The 25,014-nt window shown below is 55.1% G+C and carries 26 protein-coding genes; 8 read left to right on the top strand and 18 right to left on the bottom strand.

Annotation, left to right across the window (positions count from 1 at the left end):
* Positions 1-14: 14 nt before the first annotated feature.
* Positions 15-491: an FxsA family protein gene (locus ACXAGA_RS05115; RefSeq protein WP_475116445.1), complete on the bottom strand. Its 477-nt coding sequence runs from the start codon at positions 489-491 to the stop codon at positions 15-17.
* A gap of 102 nt (positions 492-593) precedes the next feature.
* Between ACXAGA_RS05115 and ACXAGA_RS05110 the strand changes: the two genes are divergently transcribed.
* The 3 genes from ACXAGA_RS05110 to ACXAGA_RS05100 are packed head-to-tail and all read left to right on the top strand — an operon-like array spanning position 594 to position 2,874.
* Positions 594-1,250, top strand: a complete 657-nt coding sequence (locus ACXAGA_RS05110) for a Tim44/TimA family putative adaptor protein (RefSeq protein WP_475116444.1) — start codon at positions 594-596, stop codon at positions 1,248-1,250.
* The gene (mltA, locus tag ACXAGA_RS05105) at positions 1,247-2,278 is read left to right on the top strand and encodes a murein transglycosylase A (RefSeq protein ID WP_475116443.1); all 1,032 of its coding nucleotides are present in this window, start codon (positions 1,247-1,249) and stop codon (positions 2,276-2,278) included. The genes ACXAGA_RS05110 and mltA overlap by 4 nt, the downstream gene beginning before the upstream one ends.
* Positions 2,278-2,874, top strand: coding sequence for a Smr/MutS family protein (locus ACXAGA_RS05100; RefSeq protein ID WP_475116442.1), 597 nt, complete (start codon positions 2,278-2,280; stop codon positions 2,872-2,874). The genes mltA and ACXAGA_RS05100 overlap by 1 nt, the downstream gene beginning before the upstream one ends.
* On the opposite strand, the gene hslU is transcribed toward ACXAGA_RS05100, so the two are convergent.
* From hslU to regB, 10 genes are all read right to left on the bottom strand, one after another.
* Entirely contained in the window at positions 2,871-4,172 is a 1,302-nt protein-coding gene (gene hslU / locus ACXAGA_RS05095; RefSeq protein WP_475116441.1) for an ATP-dependent protease ATPase subunit HslU, read from the bottom strand. The genes ACXAGA_RS05100 and hslU overlap by 4 nt on opposite strands.
* A 9-nt stretch (positions 4,173-4,181) precedes the next feature.
* Positions 4,182-4,739, bottom strand: a complete 558-nt coding sequence (gene hslV, locus ACXAGA_RS05090) for an ATP-dependent protease subunit HslV (RefSeq protein ID WP_475116440.1) — start codon at positions 4,737-4,739, stop codon at positions 4,182-4,184.
* A 129-nt stretch (positions 4,740-4,868) separates the two neighbouring features.
* Positions 4,869-5,189, bottom strand: coding sequence for a thioredoxin (trxA, locus tag ACXAGA_RS05085; RefSeq protein ID WP_475116439.1), 321 nt, complete (start codon positions 5,187-5,189; stop codon positions 4,869-4,871).
* A 55-nt stretch (positions 5,190-5,244) separates the two neighbouring features.
* Entirely contained in the window at positions 5,245-8,613 is a 3,369-nt protein-coding gene (gene addA, locus ACXAGA_RS05080; RefSeq protein ID WP_475116438.1) for a double-strand break repair helicase AddA, read from the bottom strand.
* Positions 8,610-11,585: a double-strand break repair protein AddB gene (gene addB, locus ACXAGA_RS05075; protein WP_475116437.1), complete on the bottom strand. Its 2,976-nt coding sequence runs from the start codon at positions 11,583-11,585 to the stop codon at positions 8,610-8,612. The genes addA and addB overlap by 4 nt, the downstream gene beginning before the upstream one ends.
* Complete coding sequence (locus tag ACXAGA_RS05070; protein WP_475116436.1) at positions 11,578-12,243, bottom strand: nucleotidyltransferase family protein; 666 nt, start codon at positions 12,241-12,243, stop codon at positions 11,578-11,580. The genes addB and ACXAGA_RS05070 overlap by 8 nt, the downstream gene beginning before the upstream one ends.
* On the bottom strand, positions 12,233-13,132 hold the full coding sequence (locus ACXAGA_RS05065; protein ID WP_475116435.1) for an aminoglycoside phosphotransferase family protein: 900 nt from the start codon (positions 13,130-13,132) through the stop codon (positions 12,233-12,235). The genes ACXAGA_RS05070 and ACXAGA_RS05065 overlap by 11 nt, the downstream gene beginning before the upstream one ends.
* On the bottom strand, positions 13,125-13,583 hold the full coding sequence (tsaE, locus tag ACXAGA_RS05060; RefSeq protein ID WP_475116434.1) for a tRNA (adenosine(37)-N6)-threonylcarbamoyltransferase complex ATPase subunit type 1 TsaE: 459 nt from the start codon (positions 13,581-13,583) through the stop codon (positions 13,125-13,127). The genes ACXAGA_RS05065 and tsaE overlap by 8 nt, the downstream gene beginning before the upstream one ends.
* Before the next feature lie 41 nt (positions 13,584-13,624).
* Positions 13,625-15,202, bottom strand: coding sequence for a PAS-domain containing protein (locus ACXAGA_RS05055; protein WP_475116433.1), 1,578 nt, complete (start codon positions 15,200-15,202; stop codon positions 13,625-13,627).
* 56 nt (positions 15,203-15,258) lie between these two features.
* Entirely contained in the window at positions 15,259-16,608 is a 1,350-nt protein-coding gene (regB, locus tag ACXAGA_RS05050; protein WP_475116432.1) for a sensor histidine kinase RegB, read from the bottom strand.
* Positions 16,609-16,682: 74 nt separating this feature from the next.
* On the opposite strand from regB, the gene ACXAGA_RS05045 reads away from it, so the two are divergent.
* Both ACXAGA_RS05045 and ACXAGA_RS05040 read left to right on the top strand, forming a co-directional pair.
* A complete protein-coding gene (locus tag ACXAGA_RS05045; RefSeq protein WP_475116431.1) occupies positions 16,683-17,303 on the top strand; it encodes an SCO family protein in 621 nt (206 codons plus the stop codon).
* A 57-nt stretch (positions 17,304-17,360) separates the two neighbouring features.
* Entirely contained in the window at positions 17,361-17,912 is a 552-nt protein-coding gene (locus tag ACXAGA_RS05040; RefSeq protein WP_475116430.1) for an ActR/PrrA/RegA family redox response regulator transcription factor, read from the top strand.
* Here ACXAGA_RS05040 and ACXAGA_RS05035 read toward each other — a convergent pair.
* Entirely contained in the window at positions 17,905-18,780 is an 876-nt protein-coding gene (locus ACXAGA_RS05035; RefSeq protein WP_475116429.1) for a LysR substrate-binding domain-containing protein, read from the bottom strand. The genes ACXAGA_RS05040 and ACXAGA_RS05035 overlap by 8 nt on opposite strands.
* A gap of 95 nt (positions 18,781-18,875) precedes the next feature.
* On the opposite strand from ACXAGA_RS05035, the gene ACXAGA_RS05030 reads away from it, so the two are divergent.
* A complete protein-coding gene (locus ACXAGA_RS05030; protein WP_475116428.1) occupies positions 18,876-19,043 on the top strand; it encodes a hypothetical protein in 168 nt (55 codons plus the stop codon).
* Here the strand turns inward: ACXAGA_RS05030 and ACXAGA_RS05025 are convergent.
* Entirely contained in the window at positions 19,040-19,636 is a 597-nt protein-coding gene (locus ACXAGA_RS05025) for an HD domain-containing protein (protein ID WP_475116427.1), read from the bottom strand. The two genes, ACXAGA_RS05030 and ACXAGA_RS05025, sit on opposite strands and share 4 nt — an antisense overlap.
* 79 nt (positions 19,637-19,715) lie before the next feature.
* Between ACXAGA_RS05025 and ahcY the strand changes: the two genes are divergently transcribed.
* Positions 19,716-21,104: an adenosylhomocysteinase gene (gene ahcY, locus ACXAGA_RS05020; RefSeq protein WP_475116426.1), complete on the top strand. Its 1,389-nt coding sequence runs from the start codon at positions 19,716-19,718 to the stop codon at positions 21,102-21,104.
* A 197-nt stretch (positions 21,105-21,301) separates the two neighbouring features.
* Positions 21,302-21,643, top strand: a complete 342-nt coding sequence (locus tag ACXAGA_RS05015) for a DUF2853 family protein (RefSeq protein WP_475116425.1) — start codon at positions 21,302-21,304, stop codon at positions 21,641-21,643.
* A gap of 138 nt (positions 21,644-21,781) precedes the next feature.
* On the opposite strand, the gene ACXAGA_RS05010 is transcribed toward ACXAGA_RS05015, so the two are convergent.
* Genes ACXAGA_RS05010 through tsaD form a run of 5 tightly spaced genes read right to left on the bottom strand, consistent with a single transcriptional unit; the run spans position 21,782 to position 24,967 of the window.
* Positions 21,782-22,177, bottom strand: coding sequence for a DUF1761 domain-containing protein (locus ACXAGA_RS05010; protein WP_475116424.1), 396 nt, complete (start codon positions 22,175-22,177; stop codon positions 21,782-21,784).
* 55 nt (positions 22,178-22,232) lie between these two features.
* Entirely contained in the window at positions 22,233-22,646 is a 414-nt protein-coding gene (locus tag ACXAGA_RS05005) for an EVE domain-containing protein (protein WP_475116423.1), read from the bottom strand.
* Positions 22,646-22,918 (bottom strand): YciI family protein, encoded by a 273-nt coding sequence (locus tag ACXAGA_RS05000; RefSeq protein ID WP_475116422.1) that lies wholly within the window; start codon positions 22,916-22,918, stop codon positions 22,646-22,648. The genes ACXAGA_RS05005 and ACXAGA_RS05000 overlap by 1 nt, the downstream gene beginning before the upstream one ends.
* A 1-nt stretch (position 22,919) precedes the next feature.
* A complete protein-coding gene (locus ACXAGA_RS04995) occupies positions 22,920-23,879 on the bottom strand; it encodes an NAD(P)H-dependent glycerol-3-phosphate dehydrogenase (RefSeq protein WP_475116421.1) in 960 nt (319 codons plus the stop codon).
* On the bottom strand, positions 23,876-24,967 hold the full coding sequence (tsaD, locus tag ACXAGA_RS04990; RefSeq protein ID WP_475116420.1) for a tRNA (adenosine(37)-N6)-threonylcarbamoyltransferase complex transferase subunit TsaD: 1,092 nt from the start codon (positions 24,965-24,967) through the stop codon (positions 23,876-23,878). Before tsaD ends, ACXAGA_RS04995 begins: the two co-directional genes overlap by 4 nt.
* Positions 24,968-25,014: the final 47 nt, after the last annotated feature.

The raw sequence follows: 25,014 nt of genomic DNA, 5'->3' as shown, positions 1-25,014 counted from the left end.
CGCGGGCCTCAATGCTAATGGCGGGTCCAGCCGGATGGATGCGTTGGGCGTTTATCCCCGTCCAGATGTTCGAATTCCCCATCGATCACGTCGTCGTTTGTTGGATGCTGGGATTGCGGCGACTGGCCGTAGCTGAACGACTGCACTTTGACGCGCGATTTCGCAAATTTAAACACAGCCGCACGGACCTGTGGGATCAACAGTGCGAAACCAACGGTGTCGGTGAAAAAACCCGGCGTCAGCAGCAATGCGCCCGCAAAAAGGATCATGGCGCCAGCGGCCAAAGGTTCGCTGGGATCCTGCATGGTTTGAAAACTTTGGCGGAGTTTGTTCATCTCTTGCGCGCCTTGGCTACGCACCAGATTTGCACCGATCATCGCGGTCGCCAGAACGATCAGCAGCGTCCAACCCAACCCGATTGCACCCCCAACAGTGATGAACAGTGCGATTTCGATCATCGGAACTGCGACAAAAGCTAACAAAAGCCACATAAGATATCCTTTCTGGCCGACAGTGGACTTGATCGGGCCTGTAACCTACATAGGTGCGGTAGGATAAATTTTGAATGCCTGTCGCAAGAAAGAGGTTCACGAATGAACGGTGCCCTAATCCAACTGCTGGTCCTTGCTGGGGTCGCGATTTTCCTAATCCTGCGTTTGCGCAGCGTTCTGGGCACGCGTGAGGGGTTTGAGAAACCTCCGATCCAGCGAGAGGAAGCCCAAAGCCGTCGCCCGAACCTAGAGGTGATCGAAGGCGGTCCAGATCACGACATCACGGATCATGTCCCAGAAAACAGCCCAGCCGCGGCTGCATTTGCCGACATGAAACGCGTGGATCAAACGTTCAACGTGGGCGAATTTTTGGGCGGTGCCAAAGGCGCATATGAAATGATCCTGATGGCCTATGAAACTGGAAACCTGTCTTCGGTACAGCCATTCATTTCCAAAGATATCTACGACGCGTTCGCATCGGGTATCGAAGCGCGGGAAAAGGACGGGATCACGGTCGAAGCATCGTTTATCGGTGTGTCTGAAACAGCCGTTCAAGATGCAGAATTCGACAGCACCAGCCGCGAAGCCGAAATTACCATCCGTTTCATGGGCGAATTCAATTATACTGTCCGCGACAAAGCTGGCGATATCATCGAAGGTGGCCCAACGACTGTAAAACGTCAGCGTGATGTTTGGACCTTTGCGCGGACTATGGGCACGGATGATCCGAACTGGACGCTTGTGGCAACGGGCGAATGATTGGTGGGTTTGGCCGTGCGCTGACCCTAGGATTATCCCTGATCTGCGGGGCTGCGATGGCGGAAACGAAATACACGTTACTGGATTTTGCCGATCTGGATGGCTGGGCCGAGGATGATCATTCCGCGGCCTTTGCTGCATTCAAAGAAACTTGCCGTGATGTCAGCGGTCCCGAATGGGAAAAACTGTGCGCTTTGGCATTGGAAACCGATGATGCACGCGGTTTTTTTGAACTGTTTTTCAAACCTGTGATGATCGAAGACGGCGTACCAATGCTGTTCACTGGCTACTTCGAACCTGAACTTGCTGGCAGTCCGACACGCACCGAAACCTATCGCTATCCGCTGTATCGTTTGCCATCTGCCCTGCCACGTACGGGTCCTTGGTTGACGCGCCGTGAAATCGAACAGGGCGCACTGTCGGGCCAAGGGTTGGAAATCGCGTGGCTGTCTGATCCCGTTGATCGGTTTTTTCTACAGGTTCAGGGGTCGGGCCGTGTGCGTTTGACCAATGGCGAAGTGATCCGCGTGGGTTATGCGGGGAATAACCGTCATCCCTATTCCTCCATCGGTCAGGAATTGATCCGCCGCGGCATTTATTCCGAACATCAGGTCAGCGCCGCGGTCATCCGCAACTGGGTGCGTAATAACCCCGAACAGGGGCGCGAACTGTTGTGGACCAATGACAGCTACGTCTTTTTCCGCACAGTGAACGAAGTCCCCGCTGACAAAGGCCCATTAGGCGCAATGAATCGATCGATAACCGCAGGTCGTTCGATTGCTATTGATCCCGCATTCACGCCGCTGGGGGCGCCTGTCTGGATCGAACGTCGCGGCGCAGAAAACATGCACCGCCTGATGATTGCGCAGGACACCGGTTCAGCCATCAAAGGCGCGCAGCGCGCGGATATTTTCATCGGCACGGGTGCAGAGGCTGGCCGCACCGCAGGCGAGATTAAAGATACCGGCCGCATGGTCGTTTTGATGCCGATCCAGACCGCGTTTTCGCTGGTGCCAGAGGTTCTGTAATGCCGCGTCGTCGTCGCCATTTATCGCCCGAAGAAAAAGCCTTGTGGGAACTGGTGGCGAAAACGACAGAACGGATGCATTCGGATAAGGTGTCAGAACCAGACCCAGAACCCCTGCCCGCGCCCAAAACGGCGCCTGCTGCTTTGGTGCAGCCATCGATCCCGAATTTTCGCGTTGGTGCGAAATCGTCGGTAAAACGCCCCCATGATATCGCGCCGTCTATTGCTGATGGATTGCGCAAGGCCCCGCTGATTATGGATCACAAGACCCATAAAAAGATGACGGGCGGGAAACTAAAACCCGATTCTAGGATCGACCTGCACGGCATGACCGTGGCCGAGGCGCATTCGGAACTGATCGCATTTCTGCTGACAGCACACGACATCGGGCATCGTTTGGTTTTGGTGATTACGGGCAAAGGCAAAGATCGTGATGACGGTGGCCCGATCCCAACGCGGATGGGTGTTTTGCGCCATCAGGTCCCACAATGGATGCGCCTGCCGCCGCTGAACCATGTGGTGATGCAGGTGACCCCTGCCCACCTGAAACACGGCGGGCACGGGGCATATTACGTTTATCTGCGCAGACGCGGTTAAAGCACGTAACGGCTTAGATCTGCAGAGCGGGACAATTCGCCGATATTCTGTTCAACGAAATCTGCATTCACGGTGATCGTGTCGCCGCTGCGGTCTGGCGCGGTGAACGATAGTTCTTCGAACACGCGTTCGATCACGGTGTATAGACGGCGTGCGCCGATGTTTTCGACCGATTTGTTGACCTCTGCCGCGATGCGGGCCAATGCGGCGATGCCGTCATCGGTGAATTCAACGGTGACCTCTTCGGTGCCCATTAGCGCCGAATATTGCAGAGTCAGCGCGTTATCGGTTTCGGTCAGGATGCGGACGAAATCGGCTTCGGTCAGGTCTTTCAATTCGACACGGATCGGTAGACGGCCCTGCAATTCGGGCAGCAAGTCCGATGGTTTCGCCACGTGGAACGCACCCGATGCGATAAACAGGATGTGGTCGGTTTTCACAGGGCCATGTTTCGTGGACACGGTCGTGCCTTCGATTAGGGGCAGCAGGTCGCGCTGCACGCCTTCGCGGCTGACGTCGGCGCCGCGCGCATCGGCACGTGCGCAAACTTTGTCGATTTCGTCCAAGAAAACGATGCCCGCCTGTTCGACCGATTCAATCGCGGTGCGTTTGACGGTTTCATCATCCAGCAGTTTGTCGGCCTCTTCGCCGATCAGAATGTCATAGCTTTCTGCGACGGTGACTTTCTTTTTCACGGTGCGCTGGAACGCTTTGCCGAACAGATCGCCAAGGTTCATCATACCGCCCATTTGCGGCTGTCCGGGGATTTCAAAACCACCCATCGGGTTCGACGTGTCCTGAACCTCTAGTTCGATCATATGGCCGTCCAATTCACCCGAACGCAGCTTTTTGCGGAACGCTTCGCGCGTGCCTTCGCGGGCATCGACGCCTGCGATGGCTTCGATCACGCGGTCTTCGGCGGCGGCTTGCGCGTTGGCTTTGACATCTTCGCGCATGAATTCGCGGGTCTGCATGATCGCGACATCCACCAGATCGCGGATGATCTGTTCAACGTCACGGCCGACATAGCCGACTTCGGTGAATTTTGTCGCTTCGACCTTGATGAACGGTGCGCGGGCCAGTTTGGCCAGACGGCGGCTGATTTCGGTTTTACCAACGCCGGTTGGTCCGATCATCAGGATGTTTTTGGGGTACACTTCATCGCGCAGGTCCGCGCCCAGCTGTTTGCGGCGCCAACGGTTACGCAGGGCAACAGCCACAGCGCGTTTCGCGTCAGATTGGCCGATGATGAAACGATCCAGTTCGGATACGATTTCGCGGGGGGTAAGATCAGTCATTCTATCCTCTTAGCCTGCGATCTTTTCGACCGTCAGCTTGCCGTTTGTGTAAACGCAAATGTCAGCGGCGATCGCCATGGCGCGGCGGGCAATGGTTTCGGCGTCATAGTCGCTGTCCATCATGCCGCGGGCCGCAGCCAGCGCGAAATTGCCGCCCGACCCAATTGCGGTCACGTCGTGTTCGGGTTCCAGAACGTCCCCTGCCCCTGTGATAACAAACAGGTCGGTGCCATCGGTGACGATCAGCATCGCCTCTAGCTTTTGCAGGTATTTGTCGGTGCGCCAATCTTTGGCCAGTTCGATACTAGCGCGCATCAGTTGGCCGGGGGTGGCCTCTAGTTTCTTTTCCAGACGTTCCAGCAGGGTAAAGGCATCAGCGGTTGATCCAGCAAATCCGCAGACCACATCGCGCCCACCCGGGGACAGGCGGCGCACCTTGCGGGCGGTGCCTTTGATCACGGTTTGGCCTAGGCTGACCTGACCGTCGCCGGCGATCACGACCTCTCCGCCTTTGCGGACGCCGATTATGGTGGTGCCGTGCCAACCGGGGAATTCGTTATCTGCCATAGATGCCTCCTGTTCTTTGGACCTATATGGATGCGGGCCAATGGGGGAACAACCCTACCGCTTGCCCAAAATGACAAAAGCCCGACCGTTTGGAACGATCGGGCCTTTGAAAAGGAGGTAAGTCAGCAATTAGATGCTGTCTTGGATCCACGCTTGCAGCGCGGCTTTGGGTGCTGCGCCTGCTTTGTTCGCGACGACTTCGCCGTCTTTGAATACGAACAATGCTGGAATACCGCGCACGCCCAGCTGAGCTGGCGAATTCGGGTTTTCGTCAACGTTGACTTTGACGATCTTTACTTTGCCTTCCAATTCTTCGGACAGTTCTTCCAAAGCTGGGCCGATCATGCGGCAAGGGCCACACCATTCTGCCCAGAAATCGACGACAACTGGAATGTTGGACTGACGCACTTCGGCGTCAAAGGTATCATCACTGACAGCTACGGTAGCCATTTCATCTCTCCTAACTGGATGTCGGATTGGAACGTATGTCCGCCCCCCTGAATGGTCAAGCGCCCGTAGCCCATTCCAGACCCAAGGTCGCAGGAGGCAATTCCATAAGCGTTGCGGTTGCCGTCCACAAAATCGCGCAATCGATACGGTGGTCGGGATAAATTTCCGCCAAAGCAGCACGATAGGCGGCCATTTGTCTTAAAACACCGTCTGGGGTTTTTTCAGGCGTTTCTGGGACCGTGCGGTTTGATTTGAAATCAATACATAAAACACGGGTTTCATCGACAACCAATCGGTCGATCGCCCCGAAAATGCGTCCGCCCAATTGCGGGATTTCGGCGGTGATTTCGACCTCTGCCAATGTTTCAGGGTCAAATAGAACCGACAGTTTCGGATTATCGATCATTGCGATCACATCATCCAAGATGTCGTCGCAGTCATCCACCAATGCCGCATCTGGATTTCCATCGATCAAAGATTGTCCGATGTCGTATCGTTCTTCGATTGGATAATTTGGCAAATGTTCCAACAGTTGGTGAATGATTGATCCGCGGATCATGGCAACTTCGGTGTCATATTCGCCAAATTCACCTGGCAACGCTTTGGCGCCACCTAGATCGCTGGGGGCGATCGTTTTGGGCCGTTCGGGTACATGATCCACAATTCCGAAATCGGGCAGGGTTGGGGCCGTTTTTTCAACCTCTGTGATGGAATGAAATTCTAGGCCGTTCCAATCATTCACGCTGTAGCGTTTGAATTCCAGATCGTCGATCTTTTCATCCGTGGCCCCGATGCCGTCCATGGCCGCACGGATCACGTCGTACCAGCTTTGTTTGCCTTCTTCGGCCGCATTTGCACCCGCAATGATCAGCCATTTTTCCGCGCGGGTCAGCGCGACATACAGCAGGCGGCGGCGTTCGCGTGTTTGGCTGTCTGCGATATGATCGACAAACGGTTGAATCGTATCCGGCATATCGCCGCTGGTTGGTTTCCAGATCGGCCCGCTGTCGGTTCTGATGATCCCATCGCTGACGTTATTTCGGCGGTCCTGCGTTTCAGGCAGGATCACGATGGGGGCCTCTAGCCCCTTTGATCCATGCACGGTCATGACGCGGATCAGATTGCCCGCGCTGTCCATCTGGCGTTTGACTTTGACCTCTTCGGTTTCCATCCAATGCAGGAACCCCGTCAGCCCCGGAACCGAAGACCGTTCATAGGCCAGCGCCTGAGACAGCAGCGCGTCGATGGCGTCTTCGGCTTCGGCGCCCATTTGATAGACCAGTTTTTTGCGCCCGCCATGGCGGGTTAGCATACGTTCGATCAGGTCATAGGGCCGCAGAAAATCGGCCTGTTTACGCATGTCATTCAGAACGGCCATCGTTTCGGGAAATTCATCTGCGTGATCGCGCAAAGACGCCCACAGGTATCCTTTGCGGCCATGGGCGATGCGGAACAGGTCCTGTTCGCTCCACCCGAAAAGGGGCGATTTCAGAACCTCGGCCAGCGCCAGATCGTCCTCGGCCAATGACAGGAATTTCAGCAGCGATAGAATATCCTGAACGGCCAATTGATGGCTGAGCGTCAACACGTCCGCGCCCGCAATCGGGAGGTTCATGTTTTTACAAGCGCGTATGATTTCGTTGAACAGTTTGCTGCGCCGTTGAACAAGGATCAAAAAATCGCGCGGCTGCACAGGGCGGCGGTGATAGGTGCCCGAATGACCGTTTTCTTCGGGGATCGTTTCGGTGCGGATCATGCGGTCGATCTGCGCGGCGATCTGTTTGGCCAGCTTTACCTCTGCGCTGGATTCTTGGATCAAATCCACTGGATCGTACCAATGTTCTTTTTCGACCTCGGGCGTTTTTTCGATGAACGGCCACAGGTCTACGCGTCCGGGCATGTCTTTTTTGAACGCGATATGGGTGACCTTTTGTTCCAGACCTTCGGCCATTTCGCCTGTGAATGTGCCATCCACAAAGGACAGGATCGCCTGAGACGACCTGAACGAATACTGCAATTCAGTGGACACCAGCGGCGCATCCGTTCCTTGCAGGGCTTCGTCAAAATAGCTGCGCATGCGGTCGAATTCTTCGGGGTCGGCGCCTTGGAAACTGTAGATCGACTGTTTTTTGTCACCCACCACGAAAATCGTGCGTTTCTGGTCGGCGCGGGCGCCTTCGCCTGCTGCAAATTCGCGGGACAGGGCATCCACAACGGCCCATTGCGCTGGGCTGGTGTCTTGGGCTTCGTCGACCAGAATGTGGTCAATTCCGCCGTCCAGTTTGAACAGAACCCAGTTTGCAACGACTTCTTCGGTCAACAGATCGCGGGTTTTGTCGATCAGGTCATCGAAATCCAGCAACCCGCGCGCAAGTTTGCGTTCCTCATAGGCGGGGATGAACACGCGGGCAAAATCGTACAGCACCATCGTGCGGTCCAACGCTTCGACCCCCAAACGGCGTTGGCGGGTTTCTTGAACCCGTTCCATTAAATCGTTCAGGTCTTCGATCAGGGCGGGGTCTTTGGCCTGAGTGGCTTTGGTCGGGAAACTGCCGATTTTCGCAGAGAACGGGGATTTAGCGCCCGAACCTGTTAGAAAAACATTTTCGCAGATCCGCAGATCACCCATCGTGAAGGGATCGCCGGAAATAGCCGATAGCGCAGCCCCGTTTTTTTGGTCGGTGGAACTGCCCTTTAGGCACAGGTCCCGAACGGCGGAAATGGTCTGTCGGTCGCGCGGATCAAACACATCATCCAACAAAGACTGTGCCGTTTCATCAGGGCGGATGCCAAATTCGGCTGCCAAATCGGCACGCGTTGTGCCCGCCAGGAATTCACGTTTGAAACGGATGGTTTCAGCGGCAAGTTTCGGGAACGTCATATCGCTGACGAGCCGAGCAATATTGTCGATCGCGTGGGCGTGCGGGCCTTCGGCGATGGTTTCCAACACCTCTTCGCGCAACATTTCGGCGGCGCGGTCTTCCATTTCAGTAAAGGCAGGGGACACGCCAGCCTCTAATGGAAAACGGCGCAGGATGGAGGAACAGAACGAATGGATCGTCTGAATACGCAGCCCGCCCGGGACCTCGATCGCGGTGGCGAATAGACGGCGGGCGACAGATAAATCAGGCACCGTGTGATCGGGGTCTGCGCCCATGTCGGACAATTCTTTGCGCAGGGCATCGTCGGGCATCATGGCCCAAGCGCCCAAACGGCGGAATAGGCGGTTCTGCATTTCGGATGCGGCGGCTTTGGTATAGGTCAGACACAGGATGTTCGACGGGTCCACACCCGCGAGCAATAGCCGCGCAACACGGTCTGTCAAAACGCGGGTTTTCCCCGAACCTGCGTTTGCAGACACCCAAGTCGATGCCATGGGATCAGCCGCCTGAATTTGGCGGCGAGTGGCGTCATCCATAATCATGCGACATCCTCTGGTTCGGCGTCTTGGCTTAGGTCCCATTCGCCGTAGCGGGACAGGTGATCGTAGTCCCCGCCATAGGTTGCGGTTTGCGCCGCCATCATGGCCGTATAGCCCCGTTTTGGATTGCCCCACGCACGGATCAGTTTGACGAAATTGTCCCATTCGTCGTCGACAGACAAATCTGGCAACTGATCTTTGCGTTTCTTGTCTGGTGCGCCACTGGTGGCGATGGGCGCGCGGACCGGTTTTGCGCCGGCTTTGATCTGGATAAATTCCGCATCATGGGCGGTTTTGGGTCCAACAGCGGCAAAGGCACCGCGTGCGACCATTGCGGCTTCGATAATCAGCTGTTTATCAAAGTAGTACTGCATTTTTTCGTTGGGCGGCGTGCCTGTTTTGTAGTCGTACAGGATGACTTCGCCGTTGTCGGTTTCGTCAATGCGGTCTGCCTTGCCTTTGATTTTAAAATCGATTTCTGGGATCGTCATTTCCCCCCATGCTTCGATATGGGTCGGGGTGCCGCGTTTTTGACGTTCGATTTCGGTCTGTAGGAACCAATCCGCCGCTTTGTCGAATGCCGACAGCCACAAACGCCGCGTGACGACCCACGGACACATAGCGTCCAGTTTTTCGGCGGCGATTTGCATCAGGCGGTCCCGCGCATTTGGTGCGGCGGGGTCATTTTTTTCCGCAATAAAGTGTTCCAAAACCTCGTGAATGATCGTGCCTTTTAGGGGCGCGTCAGCGGTCGGAACCAAAGGATCAAGCGGTTTAAGATCCAGCACCTTGCGCCCATAAATCGCATATGGATCACGAATGAGGGTCGCGATTTGGGTGACCGACAAATCGTTCGGACGCGCGGACACAGGCGGACGAGGCGAGGGGCGTTTGGCAGGTGTACCGCGTCCGTCAGGCGTGCCCAATGCGATCGCTTTTTCGACCCATTCGCTGCCGCGTTGTTTCATCGCCTGTAATGCGATCTGGCCGTTCTGATTAGGCAGACCGTTCAGCAGGTTGGTCAGACGATTTATCCAGCGCGACGGGACTGTTTCTGCCTCTTCTGATCTGACGGCGCGGGTGATCCACACCTCTTTGGCAGAGACGGCTTGTTGATAGTCATGTGCGGATAGACCAATGCGGCGTTCGGGCAATAACAGACCCGCTTTGGCACGCATGTCGCGGTTTAGCCACGGATCGGGCGTGGGTGTTTCTGGCCACACGCCATCGTTCATCCCGCCAAGGATGACCAAATCAGCGCTTTGGACGCGGGCTTCTAACGTTCCCCAGAACAACACGTTGGGGTGGCCGTTATCTGGGTTGCGTACGACGCCTGCCGATAGGATCGATGACACCATCGACGCGTAGTCGTGCAGCGAAAGGTCGCCCGCAGCATCAGCATGGGTTCGCAATTCTGCGATTGTTTTGGTCGCTTCACGGCCTGCGGCCTCTTTCCACAGTTCGCTTTCACCTGCGGCGGGACCAGCCGCGGCCAATTCGGTCAAGGCGATATGGTGGTTCAGATGGTCGATCAACGCCCCGTGTTTTGGCCCAGATAGCGCCAAATCCAAAATCTGCGCGACCCAATCGGCCCATTCGCGGTGATCGTCATCGTCTGTCTTTAATCCGCGCATGGATTCACCCGTGGGATAGGGCGGCCCATATCGGCGGATATGCAATTCCAATTCGCGCGTCCAACGTAAATGCGGTCCGCGATCGGACCCCGTCGCAGCCAATGGATGCTTTAGAACTGATAACAGCGTCTCGCCTGTTGGGCGGTCAAAAATCAGCGATCCACATAGTCGAATAAACCGACCCGGAGGCGAAAGATGCAACGGTTGCCCAGCGGAATCGTCTGCGACGATATTCCATTTATCAAGAGCTGCCGAAACCTGACGCGTTAGCATCCGGTCGGGCGTGATCAGGGCGGCGGTCACGCCATCGTCCACGGCTTGACGTAAACGCAGTGCGATTGTTTCAGCTTCGGATCGGGGCGAAGGGGCTTCGACCAGCGTCACGTTGTCCATTGCGTGTGTCAAATCACCCAATGCAGGACCGTCTGTCAGCCATTGATCCGTCACAGGCGCAGGACGCAGGGACAGCGATATGACCCGATTGCGTTGTGTATCGACCGACGTTTCATCGCCCCATTTGTTCATCTGGGACACATCAATACCCAATTTTTCCAAAAACAGTTTGAACCGGTATTGGGGATGATCTTCGAATTTGCGGCGGTCGGTCATGGCGTCCCAAATATCGGGCCCCATGTCAAAATCGACACCAGGTAAGATGACCGCGCCTTGAGGCAGGCGGGCGACGGACTCCATGAACAGGGAGGTTGCGCCGCGTGACCCTGTGGAACCCGCGACGATAATCGGGTGATCGGGCGCATTTTCGGCCCAAGTTGCAACCAACTGTTCGATGACCATCCGCTGGCGCGATTCTTTGTCCGGCGCGGCTAGGGCGCTGTCAAAAAACGGCTGCACGATCCCGATAAATTTTTGCGCGTTTTCCCAATGACCCGACCGATCCGACACGTCCAGATCCAGAACGGATTGCAGCGGTACGCCTTCGCCGTGCATTTCATCCATCAGATTGGCAAGGCTGCTCGATAGATCAAACAACGCGGAACGAGGCGCGAGATAGGGTTCTTTGTCCAGCAGAGCGGACACGAATTGCGATAGTTCTAGTCGGCGGCGCAGGGAGGCGACGGGCTGCGGCAGTTTTGCCGAAATAGGATCGGATGCCAGATCCGTCACCAATCGCAAGCGGGGCAGTAACATAGCACCGCGTTGCATGAAAATTTGGGCCACGCGGCGTTTCATGCGCTGGGTGTTCAAATATATTTCGACGCGCGCGATGTCCGTCGGAGACTTGCCCGCCATGCGGTCCAAAACGCCATCGACCAAAGACTGCGCAGCATCAACGCCGAGCGGTTGACCAAAAACGCGGGGCGTATCGATTGGATCAAACATCGGCTATCATCCTTTGTGCAATGTCGATGGAATCGGGACGGCCAACATCGCACCAATTCCCGTTATATTCCGTGCCAAATAATGTGCCACGCTGAAGCATTCGGTTCCATAATTCCCACATGGAAAACGCGGTCTGATCGATGTCATCCAACAGGTCCGTGCGGATTATTTGGCACCCAGTGTAAATCGCTCCTAGGCCTTTGCGGATGCGGCCTTGATCGTCGATTTGAAAATCGCCCTTACCAATGTGGCCATGCGCCTGTGATTGGGGGACCAATAACAGCAACCCTTCCATGTCATCATGCCATGCAGATTGCAGCACCTCAAAGGGATTGGGGCCGTGCCACACGGCGTCAGTATTCATCGTGAAAACAGGGTTTGACGTCATATAGGGTAGGGCGCGTTTCAATCCGCCACCCGTTTCTAAAATGGCGTCTGTTTCATCTGAAATCGTGACATCGTTCGGGACGGCATCGATAATTTGATCTGCCAGATAATGAACATTCACTACCCGCGTAAAACGAGGCGCAAGGTCAAGGGCATGAAACAAAAGAGGTTTGCCAGCAACCTTGACCATTGGTTTGGGCCGCGTGTCCGTCAGCGGGGCCATGCGTGTGCCAAAGCCGGCGGCGAAAAATAGAACAGAATTAGGGGACATCAGGTAAAATCAACGGCGCTAGATCGGCTAAAATTGGGTGGGAGAGGTCTTGTTTTACATAGGCCTGTACGCGCGGCACAAATGCACGGTATTTTTCTTTGCCGTCCTGATGGATCAGGCGCGCAAAAATCCCCAAGATGCGCAGGTTGCGCTGAACGGAAATGACGGCAAAGGCGGCTGGGTCTATGTTTTCGGTCAATGCTTCGACGGTTTCGGGGCGTACGTCGCGTCGTGCATCGCGCAACAGTGATACCAAATCATAAACGGGATGCGCCAATAAAGCGTCTTGAAAATCCAACAGTCCAACACGATCCAAACCAGTTTTAGACGGACGCCAGATCAAGTTTTCCGCATGAAAATCGCGCAGCGATAAAGATAGGGGCGCATCGATTGCCACCAGCGCGGCGTGCATGCGTTCCGCAATTTCCGATGCATTGGCATGAGGGGCATAAAATTGGGTGTATAACCCCATAAGATCAGTCGCGACACGGGGCGTCATTTCGGACAGACCATCTGGTACGGGACCTGCGGCGTAAACATCAATCGTTTGTTTTGCCAGCTGATACAGCGCCAATTCATCTGCGCTGTGGGTCGTCAACCAACGGGCATAGTGGTCAGGCCCCAGATCGCTGATCACGGCCAGTCCGTTTGGAATATCAGAGGCAAGGATTTTAGGTGTCGTCAGGCCTAATCCACGCAGATGGTCGGCCATTTTAACAAACGGGCGCAAATCTTCGCCAAGTTCAGGTGGAGCAATCATCAAAATGGCGGTTTGACCCGATGGCCCGGTCAAACGACGATAGCTGCGCCGCGACGCATCCCCAGCGATTGGCGTTTGGGTCCAATGCTCCCATTCGGTCTGTGCTAAAAAACGATTGATATCAGACACCGGCGGCCTCTAACCGTGGTTTCCAATCGTCCGGACCTGATAGGATTGCGGTATGCGGATCGCCCGCCGACAATTTCAGAACCAAGGCGTCCTGTGGGGCAAGGTCGGCCAAACGATCGGGCCATTCGATCAGACAAATCGCCGTTTCAAACGCTTCGTCTATGCCTAGCTCGATGGCTTCATCTGGATGTGACAGCCGATACAGATCAAAATGCCAGATGTCGGGGTCATCTTCGTAGGTTTGAACCAACGTAAATGTTGGCGAAGGAACATCCTCTTCATATCCCAGCCTTGCGCGGATTACGGCGCGGGAAAATGCGGTTTTGCCGGCGCCGATATCGCCTTCTAGCAAAATTGTATCACCTGCCCCCAGAATAGACGCAATTTTTCGAGCGAAAATAACGGTATCGGTTTCTGTGGTTAGGGAAATTGGGCCGAGTTCAAATGACATGGGCCCAAACTACGCGATGCTAATAAACAGGCAAGCCAGAATTAACCATGCGCGGCCCAAAGCGTAGGCTGTTCATATGTGCCCTGAGACAGGGGCACCTCTGGTCGGAACTCTACCAGTGTGTCTCCATTTGGCAAAGGTTTGACCCAGCAGGCGACTTCTCTGCCGTTGTTCAATCTGATGCTATCGTTCCATGCTGAACGAGGCGCCATCGAACACAGTTCTTCCCTTAGTCGCGACCAAACCGGTGTCGGGACTGTCGATTTTTGCCAAATCCGCGATTCCTCTAGCAGGGTCGTTCCGACAAATTGGGCGATGGGTTGTTGATGCCATAATTTTTCATAGGCCGCGTTGTGAATTGTCAGTGTGCCAGAGGATGAAAACACAGCGACAGCGGTATCGAAATTGTCCAGCACCGCTTGGCTGCTGTCGATTTGGTTTCGGAAACGCCGCGTCAATGAAATCTCGGCGCTAATGTCTTCGAATAAAAACGCAAGAGCACCATCGGGATGCGGCCGACCCGTGACCCGAAAGGTTTGCCCGTTCGGAAGGTCCCATTTTTCGCAATAGGTCCCATCTTTGGCGCGTGTTTCCATATCGATGATGGTTTCGCGCCAATTGGTATAGTTTTTCGGCTCTGGGATCATCCGTGCCTCGCGCATGCGATCCAAAAACGTGTGGATACCGGGGCGGGATGCCAAAAATTCGGGGCGAATACCTGTGAGATCCATCAAGGCCGGATTAAAGATCATCAAACGGCGTTCTCGATCAAAAATCGCCAGACCGATGGACAGTTGAGCAAAGGTTTTGACCAAGGTCTGCACATAGCTGCGCTGGGTTTCTTCGGCTTGGACGACTTTGGTGACATTTGTTGCGAAGAACAATGTTTCAGTCGGACGCGGGACGCAGGAAATGTCGAACCAAGTCTCCTCTGGATCACCAGATATATGGATGTTCTGTCGCGCGTTGGCGCCGTCGATTAACCCGCTGTGATCGCTTGGCGTGTTGAACAAATTCATTGGCGGCCAGGTTTGAATTTCCGTGGGGGCGCAGCCAGCGTGTTGCGAGGCAAGATCCAGATAGGCTCTGTTTGCCCAAGTGATCGTGCCGTTGATGTCTTGTTTCCAGATCAGTTGGGGTGAATCTTCGGCGATGTTGCGCAGCGCTTGCAGTTCATCATTCAGCGAAGCCGCCGCCGCGCGGTCAATGGTTTCACCGCGGTGCGAACCATCGTCGTAGCTGATCCGTGACAACCCGTTCCAATATTCTGCGATCACCTGCAAATCGGGATTATCGGGTGACGTTAAAACGCGCCTTCCGTCCTGCGCAAGGTTTTCCAGATTTGACCGAAGATGCGGAAAATGCGGCGCGAAAAGCGCAACAAATCGATCCCAGTCAGTGGTTTCTGTCATGCGATTTTTGATCAATGCGCGCGCTGCAGGGGTCGCATCAATTAGGTTGTGGTCATCAAACAGAAAAACAATCTTTTCTTCGGCTTCGCGCAGCAGTGCACGTGCGGTTTGCCGTTTCTGATCGAAATGGCGCATCAAGGTGTAGATGAAAATGCCACTTAACCCCACGCCCAAAAGGCAGGTCAAAACCAATCCTTGGATCGTCATGATCGAAACTCCATCGTCGTTTTGATGAAGCTAAATCAACGAAGGTTAATTCGGGGTTAAGTATCAATGGGTGTGTTTTCACCCAAAGCTGTGCGTTCGCCGTGGTCTGGATCAACCTTGGCGCGGATCCAGCTGACGGTGACGATAGCGCCGCCCAGATCACCGCCATTGGCAAAGGCTAGTTTTGCGCCCGACCGTTCCAGCAACGTTTTAGCGATAAACAGCCCCAAACCCATCCCGTCATATCCTGGTCGTTGCGGCAGGTTGCGTTGCCGCACAAAGGGATCACCAATGCGCGTGATGACATTTTGGCTGTACCCCGCGCCATCATCGCAAATACGCACCAAAACCGTGTCTTTTGACCAATGCATTTCGACGTCGACGGTCGTTTTTGCAAAATCCACAGCATTTTGGATCAGGTTACGCAGGCCGTGAATGATTTCAGGGCGGCGGCTGATGATTGGCTGCGTGTCGGGGGCGATTGTGTCTTTGGCGATATGGAATTTGATCTCTTTGCCGCGGGTCAGGTGTGGTTCTGCGGCTTCTCTTAGGATGCCTTCGATTGGGACGTTGCGCAGGTGCAAATCTTCTTTGCCGGCACGGCCCATGGATCGCAGAATATCGCGGCAACGGTCTGCCTGATCGCCGATCAAACGCAGATCTTCGATCAGGTCGTCGTTATCTCCGGCTTCGTCCAATAGTTCGGCCGACACCAATTTGATCGTCGCCAAAGGCGTGCCCAGTTCATGCGCGGCTGCGGCAACAACACCGCCCAAATCCGTAAGCTTTTGTTCGCGCGCCAGCGCCATCTGAGTGGCAAGAAGCGCATCAGACATATCGTGCATTTCTGTGGTGATCTGCCGTGCGTAAGCGCCCAGAAACAAAACGCCAACCACCAGTGCGATCCAGAACCCAAATCGAAAGATCGCGGGTAGCTCTAATAAATCGCCGGTGTTGGAAATCAGCGGGAAATGCCACAGCGCCAATGCGGTTATGATAACGACAGCGACACCGCCCAGCATGGCCGTGTTGCGCAATCGCAAAAACGTCGCGGCGATTGTCACCGGTGCAAGCACGAGCAAAGCAAATGGATTGTTCAGCCCGCCGGTCAAATACAGCAGCAAACATAATTGCAGCAGATCGAACATCAGCATCAACATCGCCTCTAATTCTGTGAGGCGTTTGGTTTCGGGGTATAGAAACGATGAAAACAGATTGGCGATGATGGATGCGCCAATCGCCATTGCGGCCAATCCGACCTGTAGGTCCAGCTGGAATAGGTAGACTGTGACAATTAGCGCGACGATCTGCCCAATAATGGCGATCCAACGCAATATAACCAATGTACGCAGGCGGACCCATCGGCTGCGTTCGCGGTCGTACAAGGAAGTTGTCGGAATTGTCATAGCGGTTTGGCCTTTGCAGGGCTTGTTATTCAGGGACTTTAGGGCAATCAATGCGCCAAACAAAGGAGAGCGTCATGGAAAAGAAAATCGCCATTGCTGCCACATCCGTTGCCGCATTGTTTATCGGCGGGACCATTGCCGTCGTTCAATTGAACAAAGCGCCGCAGGATTTCGCGCAATGCGGGGCAACCGCGGTCGCAGGCAGTGCAATTGGCGGACCGTTTGAATTGGTCACCTCTGCTGGCGAAACCGTCACCGACGCGGATGTGATTACAGGCCCATCGGTGATCTATTTCGGCTATACGTTCTGCCCTGATGTTTGTCCGCTGGATGCCATGCGCAATGCGCAAGCGACCTATATTCTGGATGAAAAAGGGATCGAGGTTACGCCGATCTTTATTTCGATCGACCCCGAACGCGATACACCAGACGTCGTCGGAGAGTTCGCAAGCAATTTCCATGAACGCATGATCGGCTTGACGGGATCCATCGAACAAACCGATGCCGCATCCAAGGCCTATCGCACGTATTATAAGAAAGAAGAAAACGGCGATCCGGAATACTACCTCGTTGATCATAGCATTCAGTCGTATTTCAATATCCCCGGTTATGGCGTTATTGATGTGTTCGGGCACACCGACACGCCCGAAAATGTGGCCCAGCGTATGGAATGTCTGATTGATATGACCAGCTGATTTGACGAAACCGTAAGTCAGGGCTACCTGTAGGGTACGCGAAAAGAGGCAGATCGTATGGACGTTAAAGCTCTGGATCTGGGAGAGGACACTTCGCTTCTTCTGGTTGATGATGACGAACCGTTTCTGAAACGGCTGGCAAAGGCTATGGAAAAGCGCGGCTTTTCTGTCGAAACGGCAGGGTCTGTTGTGGCCGGCAAAGCCATTTCAACTGCCCGTCCGCCAGCATATGCGGTCATCGACCTGCGGCTAGAGGACGGAAACGGTTTGGACGTGGTAGAAACGCTGCGCGAACGCCGTCCTGACAGCCGCATCGTCGTTTTGACGGGCTACGGTGCGATTGCAACGGCTGTTGCTGCGGTCAAAATCGGGGCGACAGATTATCTATCTAAACCAGCGGACGCAAATGACATCATCAATGCCTTGTTGCAAACGGGTGATGAACTGCCACCGCCGCCAGAAAACCCCATGAGCGCAGACCGCGTCCGCTGGGAACATATTCAGCGCATTTACGAACTGTGTGATCGTAACGTGTCGGAAACGGCGCGCCGTCTGAATATGCATCGCCGCACGTTGCAGCGCATTCTGGCGAAACGCAGCCCTAAATAGACGCCTCGCTGCGCAGCCATTTGATGAATGTTGCGCGTTTGGATGAAACAGAGCCTTTGCGGGTGACGATGTAATATCCAACGCCGCGTGGTTTCGTACGCGCAATGGGGATGATCGTCCCGGCGTCCAGCTCTGCCTTGACCAATGGTTCCATCAGCACGGCAATGCCCGATCCCGTGGCCAACGCAGCGCGGACGCTGCCCATTGTGGGCAGGCTGCGAATGGTGGATTGGTCGTCCAGCCATCCTTCCTCTTTCGCCCATTCGATAGGCTCTAGATGGTTTTCATCGAACAGCCAGTCCATTTTCGACAGATCGCCCGCCATCAGGCGGGGCATATCGCGCACAATCTGGGCAGACCCGCAGATGACAAATCGCGCCTCGGTCAGTAGTTGATTGTCCGTTCCCGCCCAATTCCCGCGCCCATATCGGACCGCCAGATCAACACCGTCGGACTGGAAATTGACCAGATCATGCGACGTGCGGATCGCCAAAGGAATATCGGGGTGTTTCGACCAGAACCGCGGCAGCCGCGGCATCAGCCAATTTTCAGCGAAATTTGATGTCGTGGATATAACCAGCGGTGCATCCGTTTTATCCGCCGTCAAATCACGTACCGCAGAAATGATCGTCCCGAACCCAAGGTTTAATTCAGAGGACAATTTACGCCCAGCCGATGTTGGGACCATGCGGTTGCCCTGACGTTTTATCAGCGGCTCTCCGAAATAGTCATGTAGCGCGCGGATATGTTGGGCAATCGCTGCGTGGGTGACGTTCAGTTCGGTCGCTGCAGCCGTCAGGGTGCCGGTACGGCAGGCCGATTCAAATGCGCGCAGCGCAGCCAGCGATGGGAGATTGTGCCAATCCATAGTGTAAGTTTGGCTTACATCCCGACATTTTTCAAGATTCGCGAAACTGGGGATGCACGCGGTACAGGTAAATCACCCAATCAGGAGATTTACCCATGCTAGGTCTATTCAATTCCGTATTTTCAACAGCAATGCGGCGTGAAACCCGTTCGGGATATTCGCATTTCGAACAGGAGCTGCGGCGCGTACAGGACGATAAAAATCTAACACCTGCCGAACGCGAAGATTTCCGCCGCGCGTTGCTGCGCAGCTATATGCGCTAAAGCTGTGCAATCAGTTCGTTGTGCCGTGCGGTATAATCGTTGCGCGCATGCACGGGCGGGCGCAGTTTCAATTCGAATTGCGCGGCAAAGCTGCGGTCTATTTTGCCAAAGAATTTATCGGCCTCGGCTTCGGTGAAACCGGCGATGCGGGTCGCCTCTAACCACGCGCTGACCAGATCGGCCTTTTTGATCTGGCGTTTCACCGTGGCAGGCAATTTGGCGGGCAGGCCGAATTTGATGTGAATGGCTGCGGTCAGGCGTTCATCCAGATCCTTGTAGCCGGGGCCAACGGATGCTTTGACGGGGCTGATCATGTCGCCGATCACGTATTCCGGCGCGTCATGCAGCAGGGCCGCCAATTGCCATTTTACGGGCGCCTTGGGGTTTTGGGCGGTGAAAATCTGTTCGACCAGCACGGAATGTTCGGCCACGGAATAGGGCCAGTCGCCCATAGTTTGCCCATTCCAACGTGCAACAAACGCCAGCCCGTGGGCGATATCTTCGATTTCGATATCCATGGGGGTTGGGTCCAACAGGTCCAAACGACGCCCCGAAAGCATACGTTGCCATGCGCGTGGTTGTTTTGCAGCCATGTTTTCACCCGTTCGTTCCGTTGCCCGATAGGGATTACAGTGCTATCTGTCCCGCGACAATTGAATTGGAGATGCGCTCATGGCCGCAGATTATGTAGTTAAGGATATCACTCTTGCCGCGTTTGGCCGCAAAGAGCTGGATATCGCTGAAACCGAAATGCCTGGCTTGATGGCCACCCGCGAAGAATACGGCGACGCGAAACCACTGGCTGGTGCGCGCATCGTTGGGTCGCTGCACATGACGATCCAGACCGCCGTTCTTATCGAAACTTTGGTTGCGCTGGGCGCTGATGTGCGCTGGGCGTCGTGCAACATTTTCTCGACCCAAGACCACGCAGCAGCAGCCATCGCCGAAGCCGGCGTTCCTGTGTTCGCGATCAAAGGCCAAAGCCTGGAAGAGCACTGGGATTACTTGGACAAATCCTTCCAATTCGAAGACGGCCCAAACATGATCTTGGACGACGGCGGCGATGCAACGTTGTACGTTCTGCTGGGCGCACGTGCCGAAGCAGGCGAAGAGATCATTCCGGTGCCGCAGTCCGAAGAAGAAGCCGTGATCAAGGCGCAGATCAAAAAGCGCATGGAGCAATCCCCAGGCTGGTTCACCAAAGTGCGCGACCAGATCAAAGGCGTTTCCGAAGAAACCACCACTGGCGTTCACCGCCTGTATGATCTGCACAAAAACGGCCAGCTGCCGTTCCCTGCGATCAACGTGAACGATTCCGTCACCAAATCGAAATTCGACAATAAATACGGCTGTAAAGAATCGCTGGTCGACGGCATCCGCCGCGCGACCGACGTGATGATGGCTGGTAAAGTGGCTGTTGTTTGCGGTTACGGCGACGTTGGTAAAGGGTCTGCTGCATCGCTGGCTGGCGCTGGTGCCCGCGTGAAAGTGACCGAAGCCGACCCGATCTGCGCATTGCAGGCCGCTATGGACGGTTTCGAAGTTGTCCTGTTGGAAGATGTGGTTGCGGACGCAGACATTTTCATCACCACCACCGGCAACAAAGACGTCATCCGCATCGAGCATATGCGCGAGATGAAGGACATGGCGATCGTTGGTAACATCGGCCACTTTGACAACGAAATTCAGGTTGCCGCGCTGAAAAACCACAAATGGACCAACATCAAAGAACAGGTCGACATGATCGAAATGCCGTCGGGCAGCCGTCTGATCCTTCTGTCCGAAGGTCGCCTGCTGAACCTTGGCAACGCGACGGGTCACCCTTCGTTCGTGATGTCGGCATCTTTCACCAACCAGGTTCTGGCGCAGATCGAACTGTGGAACAACGGCGACGACTACCAGCCGGGCGTTTTCATCCTGCCAAAGCATCTGGACGAAAAAGTTGCGCGTCTGCATTTGGCTCGCGTTGGTGCGAAATTGACCACGCTATCGCCTGATCAGGCGTCCTATATCGGCGTAACGCCAGAGGGTCCGTTCAAACCGGAACACTATCGTTACTGATCTGATGTGATCTATAAACCGCCGGTTCAGGATGCTGAGCCGGCGGTTTTTCTATGTCCCTAGGGGGAAAATTCCATTGGAACGTGCGAATTCTGACGAATGCGGGGATTTTTTCTTTACCCAACAATCTTTCACGAATTAGGCTTTCGTCATTCAAGCACGAATTGGGCGTGCGTATTTATTCGAGGGGCACAGAAATGGGCAAACGTGACGAACTGATCGCAAAATATGCGGACGATCTGAAATCCAAATGCGGCATGACACCAGACATGGACCTGCTGACGAAAGTCACCATCGGCTGCGGTCCTGCGATCTATAACGCGGACGCATCGACCGTTGCGGGCAGCCAGCCATCCGAATTGGAAACCGTAAAGAAAAACTTTCTAATGAAAAAACTGGGCCTGTCCGACGGTCCAGAGCTGATGGAAGCGATCAATTCGGTCATCGAAACCTATGGTAAATCCGAGCGTAACAAATATCGGGCTGTGATCTACTACATGCTGACCAAACATTTCGGCAAAGAGTCGATCTACAGCTAATCGATCGATATCGATGAAAATGCGAAAGGCTTTTCCTTTGTGGGAAAGCCTTTTTTGTTTTTAGATGGTCCCACGGTCCAACGTGTGGGAGCGTCGGGTGACAAAACGGGGCGGCGCAGCGGTGCGGCCCCGTTTTGATTAAAACAGGTTCAGAACCGCACCGATGATGGCGCAACCAAAAACCGCATAACCGCCGTCGATCAGCGTCAGTTTGAACGGCCGCCCGCCATAGGCGTTGTTGATCATGATCCACGGGCTGATGAAGAACGCGCCGATCCCCAGTCCGGAAATCAGGCCTCCGCCAACGGTCATCACGCCCGACGACGCAAAGACGTGGCGCATCATGCCTGCGACGAAAATCATCGCGACCATCGCCATGATGTAGGGTTTAGGATCGCTGCTGTTTTTGGGTTTGCCGTCCGCGCCTTTTTCGATTTGCGCGGCAGCCATCCATGGTTCGGCCAGAAGCATGTACCACACCGCACCAAAGCCAAATCCCGCGATTGCGGCCACGATTACGTTTAGAAATTCCATATCAAAGCCCCCGTTGAATGGGTTCACTATCGGGGGCTTTGTGATCTTTGGCTATCTAAATTCCGCCCAGTTCGCAGATTATATTCCATTCCTCTTCGGTCACAGGCTGGACCGATAGGCGGGAATTTTTCAACAGAACCATGTCCGTTAGGCGTTCGTCCTGTTTGATCTGTTCCAATGTAACCGCGCGTTTCAGCGGTTTGACGGCGCGGACATCCACGCAGTCCCACCGTTCATCATCGGTCGTGCTGTCGGGGTGGGATTCCGCGCAGATTTCAACAATCCCCACGATTTCCAGCCCGCTGCGTGAATGATAGAAAAACCCCTGATCGCCCAATTTCATGGCACTCATGTTGTTGCGCGCCTGATAATTGCGAACGCCGTTCCATTCTTCGCCTTCGTCACCTTTGGCGACCTGATGGTCCCAGCCCCAAACGTCGGGTTCGGATTTGAACAGCCAATAGGCCATTAGCCGATCACCTTTTTCCATTCTTCGATGCGGACTTTTTCGAACAGTCCCGCCTTGGCATATGGATCATTTTCAGCCCAAGCGATGGCGGCGGCGCGGTCGGCCACCTCCAGAATGATCATCGACCCGTGCATTTCGCCAGCCTCATTGATGAACGGGCCTGCCATTTCGACAACACCGGTTTCTTTGATGTAGGCTAGGTGCGCCTCGCGGGTGTCTAGGCGGATCTGCAGGGCGCCGTCTTTGTCTTTGGTGACGATGGCAAAACGCATGTTATTCCTCTTTCAATGGGCGGCGCAGCAATACGGCGATGGCTTCGGCGACGCTGCAATCGGTTGTTAATATGTCTTGAAGCATGGACACAATCGGCATGTCGATGCCTTTTTCAGCGGCCAGTTTCGCAACCGCATGGGTGGTGGCGACGCCTTCGACGGTGGTGTTTTCTGTGAATTTGTCCATCCGCCCGATCGATAGGCCGTAGCGGTAGTTGCGCGACAATTCCGATGTGCAGGTCAGGACCAGATCGCCAAAGCCCGACAACCCCATCAAAGTTTCGGGTTTCGCGCCTATTGCCGCGGCCAATCGCATGGTTTCTGCCATACCGCGTGTCATCAACGCTGCGCGGGCGCTGTCGCCGATGCCTTCGCCGATGCAGGCACCGCAAGCTATTGCGTAGACGTTTTTTAACGATCCGCCCAATTCGGCGCCAATCACGTCCGTGGTGCGATAGAACCGCAAATTTCCGACGGACAGCGCGTTCTGCATCAGCTCGCCCGCAGCCGTATCTGTGCAAGCCAAGGTCAACGCCGTGGGCAATCCTTTGGCGATATCAGCGGCAAAACTGGGACCGGTCAGAAGGCCGACGGTCGCGGTAGGAGCTGAATCTTGGATCGTCGAAGCCGTCCCGCGCATGGTTTCTGTGTCGATGCCTTTGGCGCAGGACACGACCATTTTGCCAGCCAGTTTGGCGCTGTGTTCGGCGACGAAGCTGCGGAATTGCTGCGCGGGGATAGCCAGCAGAATGATGTCGGCGGCGAAGACATCGTCCAGATTGTTGGTCGCGGTCAAATTGTCGGGCAGGGTGACGTTAGGCAGGCGCGGGTTCACACGATCAATGTTGATCAGGTCCACCGTATCAGCATTGCGCGCCCAGATCGTAACGGGCTGGGCTGCGCAGAACGATACGGCCAGTGCCGTACCAAACGCACCGGCACCTGCGATTGCGATCTTCATGCCTTGGCCCCCTTTTTCCCTGACCCTAGCATTGCCGCTGCGCGGTCGTCCAATGGCCAACGTGGGCGGGCCTTGAACGTCATGTCATCAACGTCGCCGTTCATCAGTCGGTCCGCGCCTGCATAGGCAATCATAGCCGCATTATCGGTACACAATGCCAGCGGAGGCGCGGTAAATTCAGTCTCTAATTCAGCGCAAAGTGCCATTAACGCCGTGCGGATCGGCCCATTGGCCGCCACGCCGCCTGCGATGGCGAAAACGGAATTTTCAGGATTGAGTTCACGGTATTCCAGCAAAGCGCGGCGGGTTTTTTCGACCAGAATATCGGTGACTGATGCCTGAAATGCAGCGGATAAATCCGCGCGGTCCTGTTCGGTTAGACCGCCTTTTTCAGCAACCACAGCATCGCGGGCGCGTAGTAGAGCGGTCTTTAACCCAGAAAATGACATGTCACACCCAGGGCGATCCAACAAAGGACGTGGCAGTTTGAACCGTTTCGGATCCCCCATTGCTGCGGATTTTTCCACATGCGGTCCGCCCGGTTGCGGCAGGCCCAAAAGGCGCGCGGTTTTATCGAAGGCTTCGCCCGGGGCATCGTCGATGGTGCCGCCAATGCGGCGGAACCGATCGGGGCCTTCGGCAATTAGGAATTGGCAATGCCCGCCCGACACCAGCAACATCAGATAGGGAAAGGTCACGTTGTCCGTCAGGCGCGGGGTCAATGCGTGCCCCGCCAAATGGTTTACGCCGACAATCGGCAAACCAGTGGCCGCAGCGATCCCTTTGGCGCACATGACGCCGGACAAAACGCCGCCAATCAGCCCCGGGCCAGAAGTAACCGCAATCCCGTCCAGATCAGCCAAAGTCAGCCCAGTTTCGGCCAGCGCGGCCTCTACACATAAATCAACGCGTTCGGCGTGGGCGCGGGCCGCGATTTCGGGGACAACGCCACCGAAATCTGCGTGCAGATCATTTTGGCCTTTTACAACTGATGAAAGAACAGTCGCTTCGCTGCCGACGCGTACAATAGCGGCGGCTGTATCGTCGCAACTGCTCTCAATTCCTAGGATGGTGATCGTTTTGGTCATCGGGTCCGCTTGCACCTGTTTAGATGGCAGGTAACATCTGACGCGTA

Source organism: Marivivens sp. ABH4_498 (genome assembly GCF_056160585.1).
Note: the sequence above shows the minus strand (reverse complement) of the source record. Positions and strands in the feature narration are given on the sequence as shown.

Bases quoted from the DNA above. Each gene is read 5' to 3' on its own strand.
- ACXAGA_RS05115 (WP_475116445.1), bottom strand. From the start codon at position 491: ATGTGGCTTTTGTTAGCTTTTGTCGCAGTTCCGATGATCGAAATCGCA.
- ACXAGA_RS05110 (WP_475116444.1), top strand. From the start codon at position 594: ATGAACGGTGCCCTAATCCAACTGCTGGTCCTTGCTGGGGTCGCGATT.
- mltA (WP_475116443.1), top strand. From the start codon at position 1,247: ATGATTGGTGGGTTTGGCCGTGCGCTGACCCTAGGATTATCCCTGATC.
- ACXAGA_RS05100 (WP_475116442.1), top strand. From the start codon at position 2,278: ATGCCGCGTCGTCGTCGCCATTTATCGCCCGAAGAAAAAGCCTTGTGG.
- hslU (WP_475116441.1), bottom strand. From the start codon at position 4,172: ATGACTGATCTTACCCCCCGCGAAATCGTATCCGAACTGGATCGTTTC.
- hslV (WP_475116440.1), bottom strand. From the start codon at position 4,739: ATGGCAGATAACGAATTCCCCGGTTGGCACGGCACCACCATAATCGGC.
- trxA (WP_475116439.1), bottom strand. From the start codon at position 5,189: ATGGCTACCGTAGCTGTCAGTGATGATACCTTTGACGCCGAAGTGCGT.
- addA (WP_475116438.1), bottom strand. From the start codon at position 8,613: ATGATTATGGATGACGCCACTCGCCGCCAAATTCAGGCGGCTGATCCC.
- addB (WP_475116437.1), bottom strand. From the start codon at position 11,585: ATGTTTGATCCAATCGATACGCCCCGCGTTTTTGGTCAACCGCTCGGC.
- ACXAGA_RS05070 (WP_475116436.1), bottom strand. From the start codon at position 12,243: ATGTCCCCTAATTCTGTTCTATTTTTCGCCGCCGGCTTTGGCACACGC.
- tsaE (WP_475116434.1), bottom strand. From the start codon at position 13,583: ATGTCATTTGAACTCGGCCCAATTTCCCTAACCACAGAAACCGATACC.
- ACXAGA_RS05055 (WP_475116433.1), bottom strand. From the start codon at position 15,202: ATGACGATCCAAGGATTGGTTTTGACCTGCCTTTTGGGCGTGGGGTTA.
- regB (WP_475116432.1), bottom strand. From the start codon at position 16,608: ATGACAATTCCGACAACTTCCTTGTACGACCGCGAACGCAGCCGATGG.
- ACXAGA_RS05045 (WP_475116431.1), top strand. From the start codon at position 16,683: ATGGAAAAGAAAATCGCCATTGCTGCCACATCCGTTGCCGCATTGTTT.
- ACXAGA_RS05040 (WP_475116430.1), top strand. From the start codon at position 17,361: ATGGACGTTAAAGCTCTGGATCTGGGAGAGGACACTTCGCTTCTTCTG.
- ACXAGA_RS05035 (WP_475116429.1), bottom strand. From the start codon at position 18,780: ATGGATTGGCACAATCTCCCATCGCTGGCTGCGCTGCGCGCATTTGAA.
- ACXAGA_RS05030 (WP_475116428.1), top strand. From the start codon at position 18,876: ATGCTAGGTCTATTCAATTCCGTATTTTCAACAGCAATGCGGCGTGAA.
- ACXAGA_RS05025 (WP_475116427.1), bottom strand. From the start codon at position 19,636: ATGGCTGCAAAACAACCACGCGCATGGCAACGTATGCTTTCGGGGCGT.
- ahcY (WP_475116426.1), top strand. From the start codon at position 19,716: ATGGCCGCAGATTATGTAGTTAAGGATATCACTCTTGCCGCGTTTGGC.
- ACXAGA_RS05015 (WP_475116425.1), top strand. From the start codon at position 21,302: ATGGGCAAACGTGACGAACTGATCGCAAAATATGCGGACGATCTGAAA.
- ACXAGA_RS05010 (WP_475116424.1), bottom strand. From the start codon at position 22,177: ATGGAATTTCTAAACGTAATCGTGGCCGCAATCGCGGGATTTGGCTTT.
- ACXAGA_RS05005 (WP_475116423.1), bottom strand. From the start codon at position 22,646: ATGGCCTATTGGCTGTTCAAATCCGAACCCGACGTTTGGGGCTGGGAC.
- ACXAGA_RS05000 (WP_475116422.1), bottom strand. From the start codon at position 22,918: ATGCGTTTTGCCATCGTCACCAAAGACAAAGACGGCGCCCTGCAGATC.
- ACXAGA_RS04995 (WP_475116421.1), bottom strand. From the start codon at position 23,879: ATGAAGATCGCAATCGCAGGTGCCGGTGCGTTTGGTACGGCACTGGCC.
- tsaD (WP_475116420.1), bottom strand. From the start codon at position 24,967: ATGACCAAAACGATCACCATCCTAGGAATTGAGAGCAGTTGCGACGAT.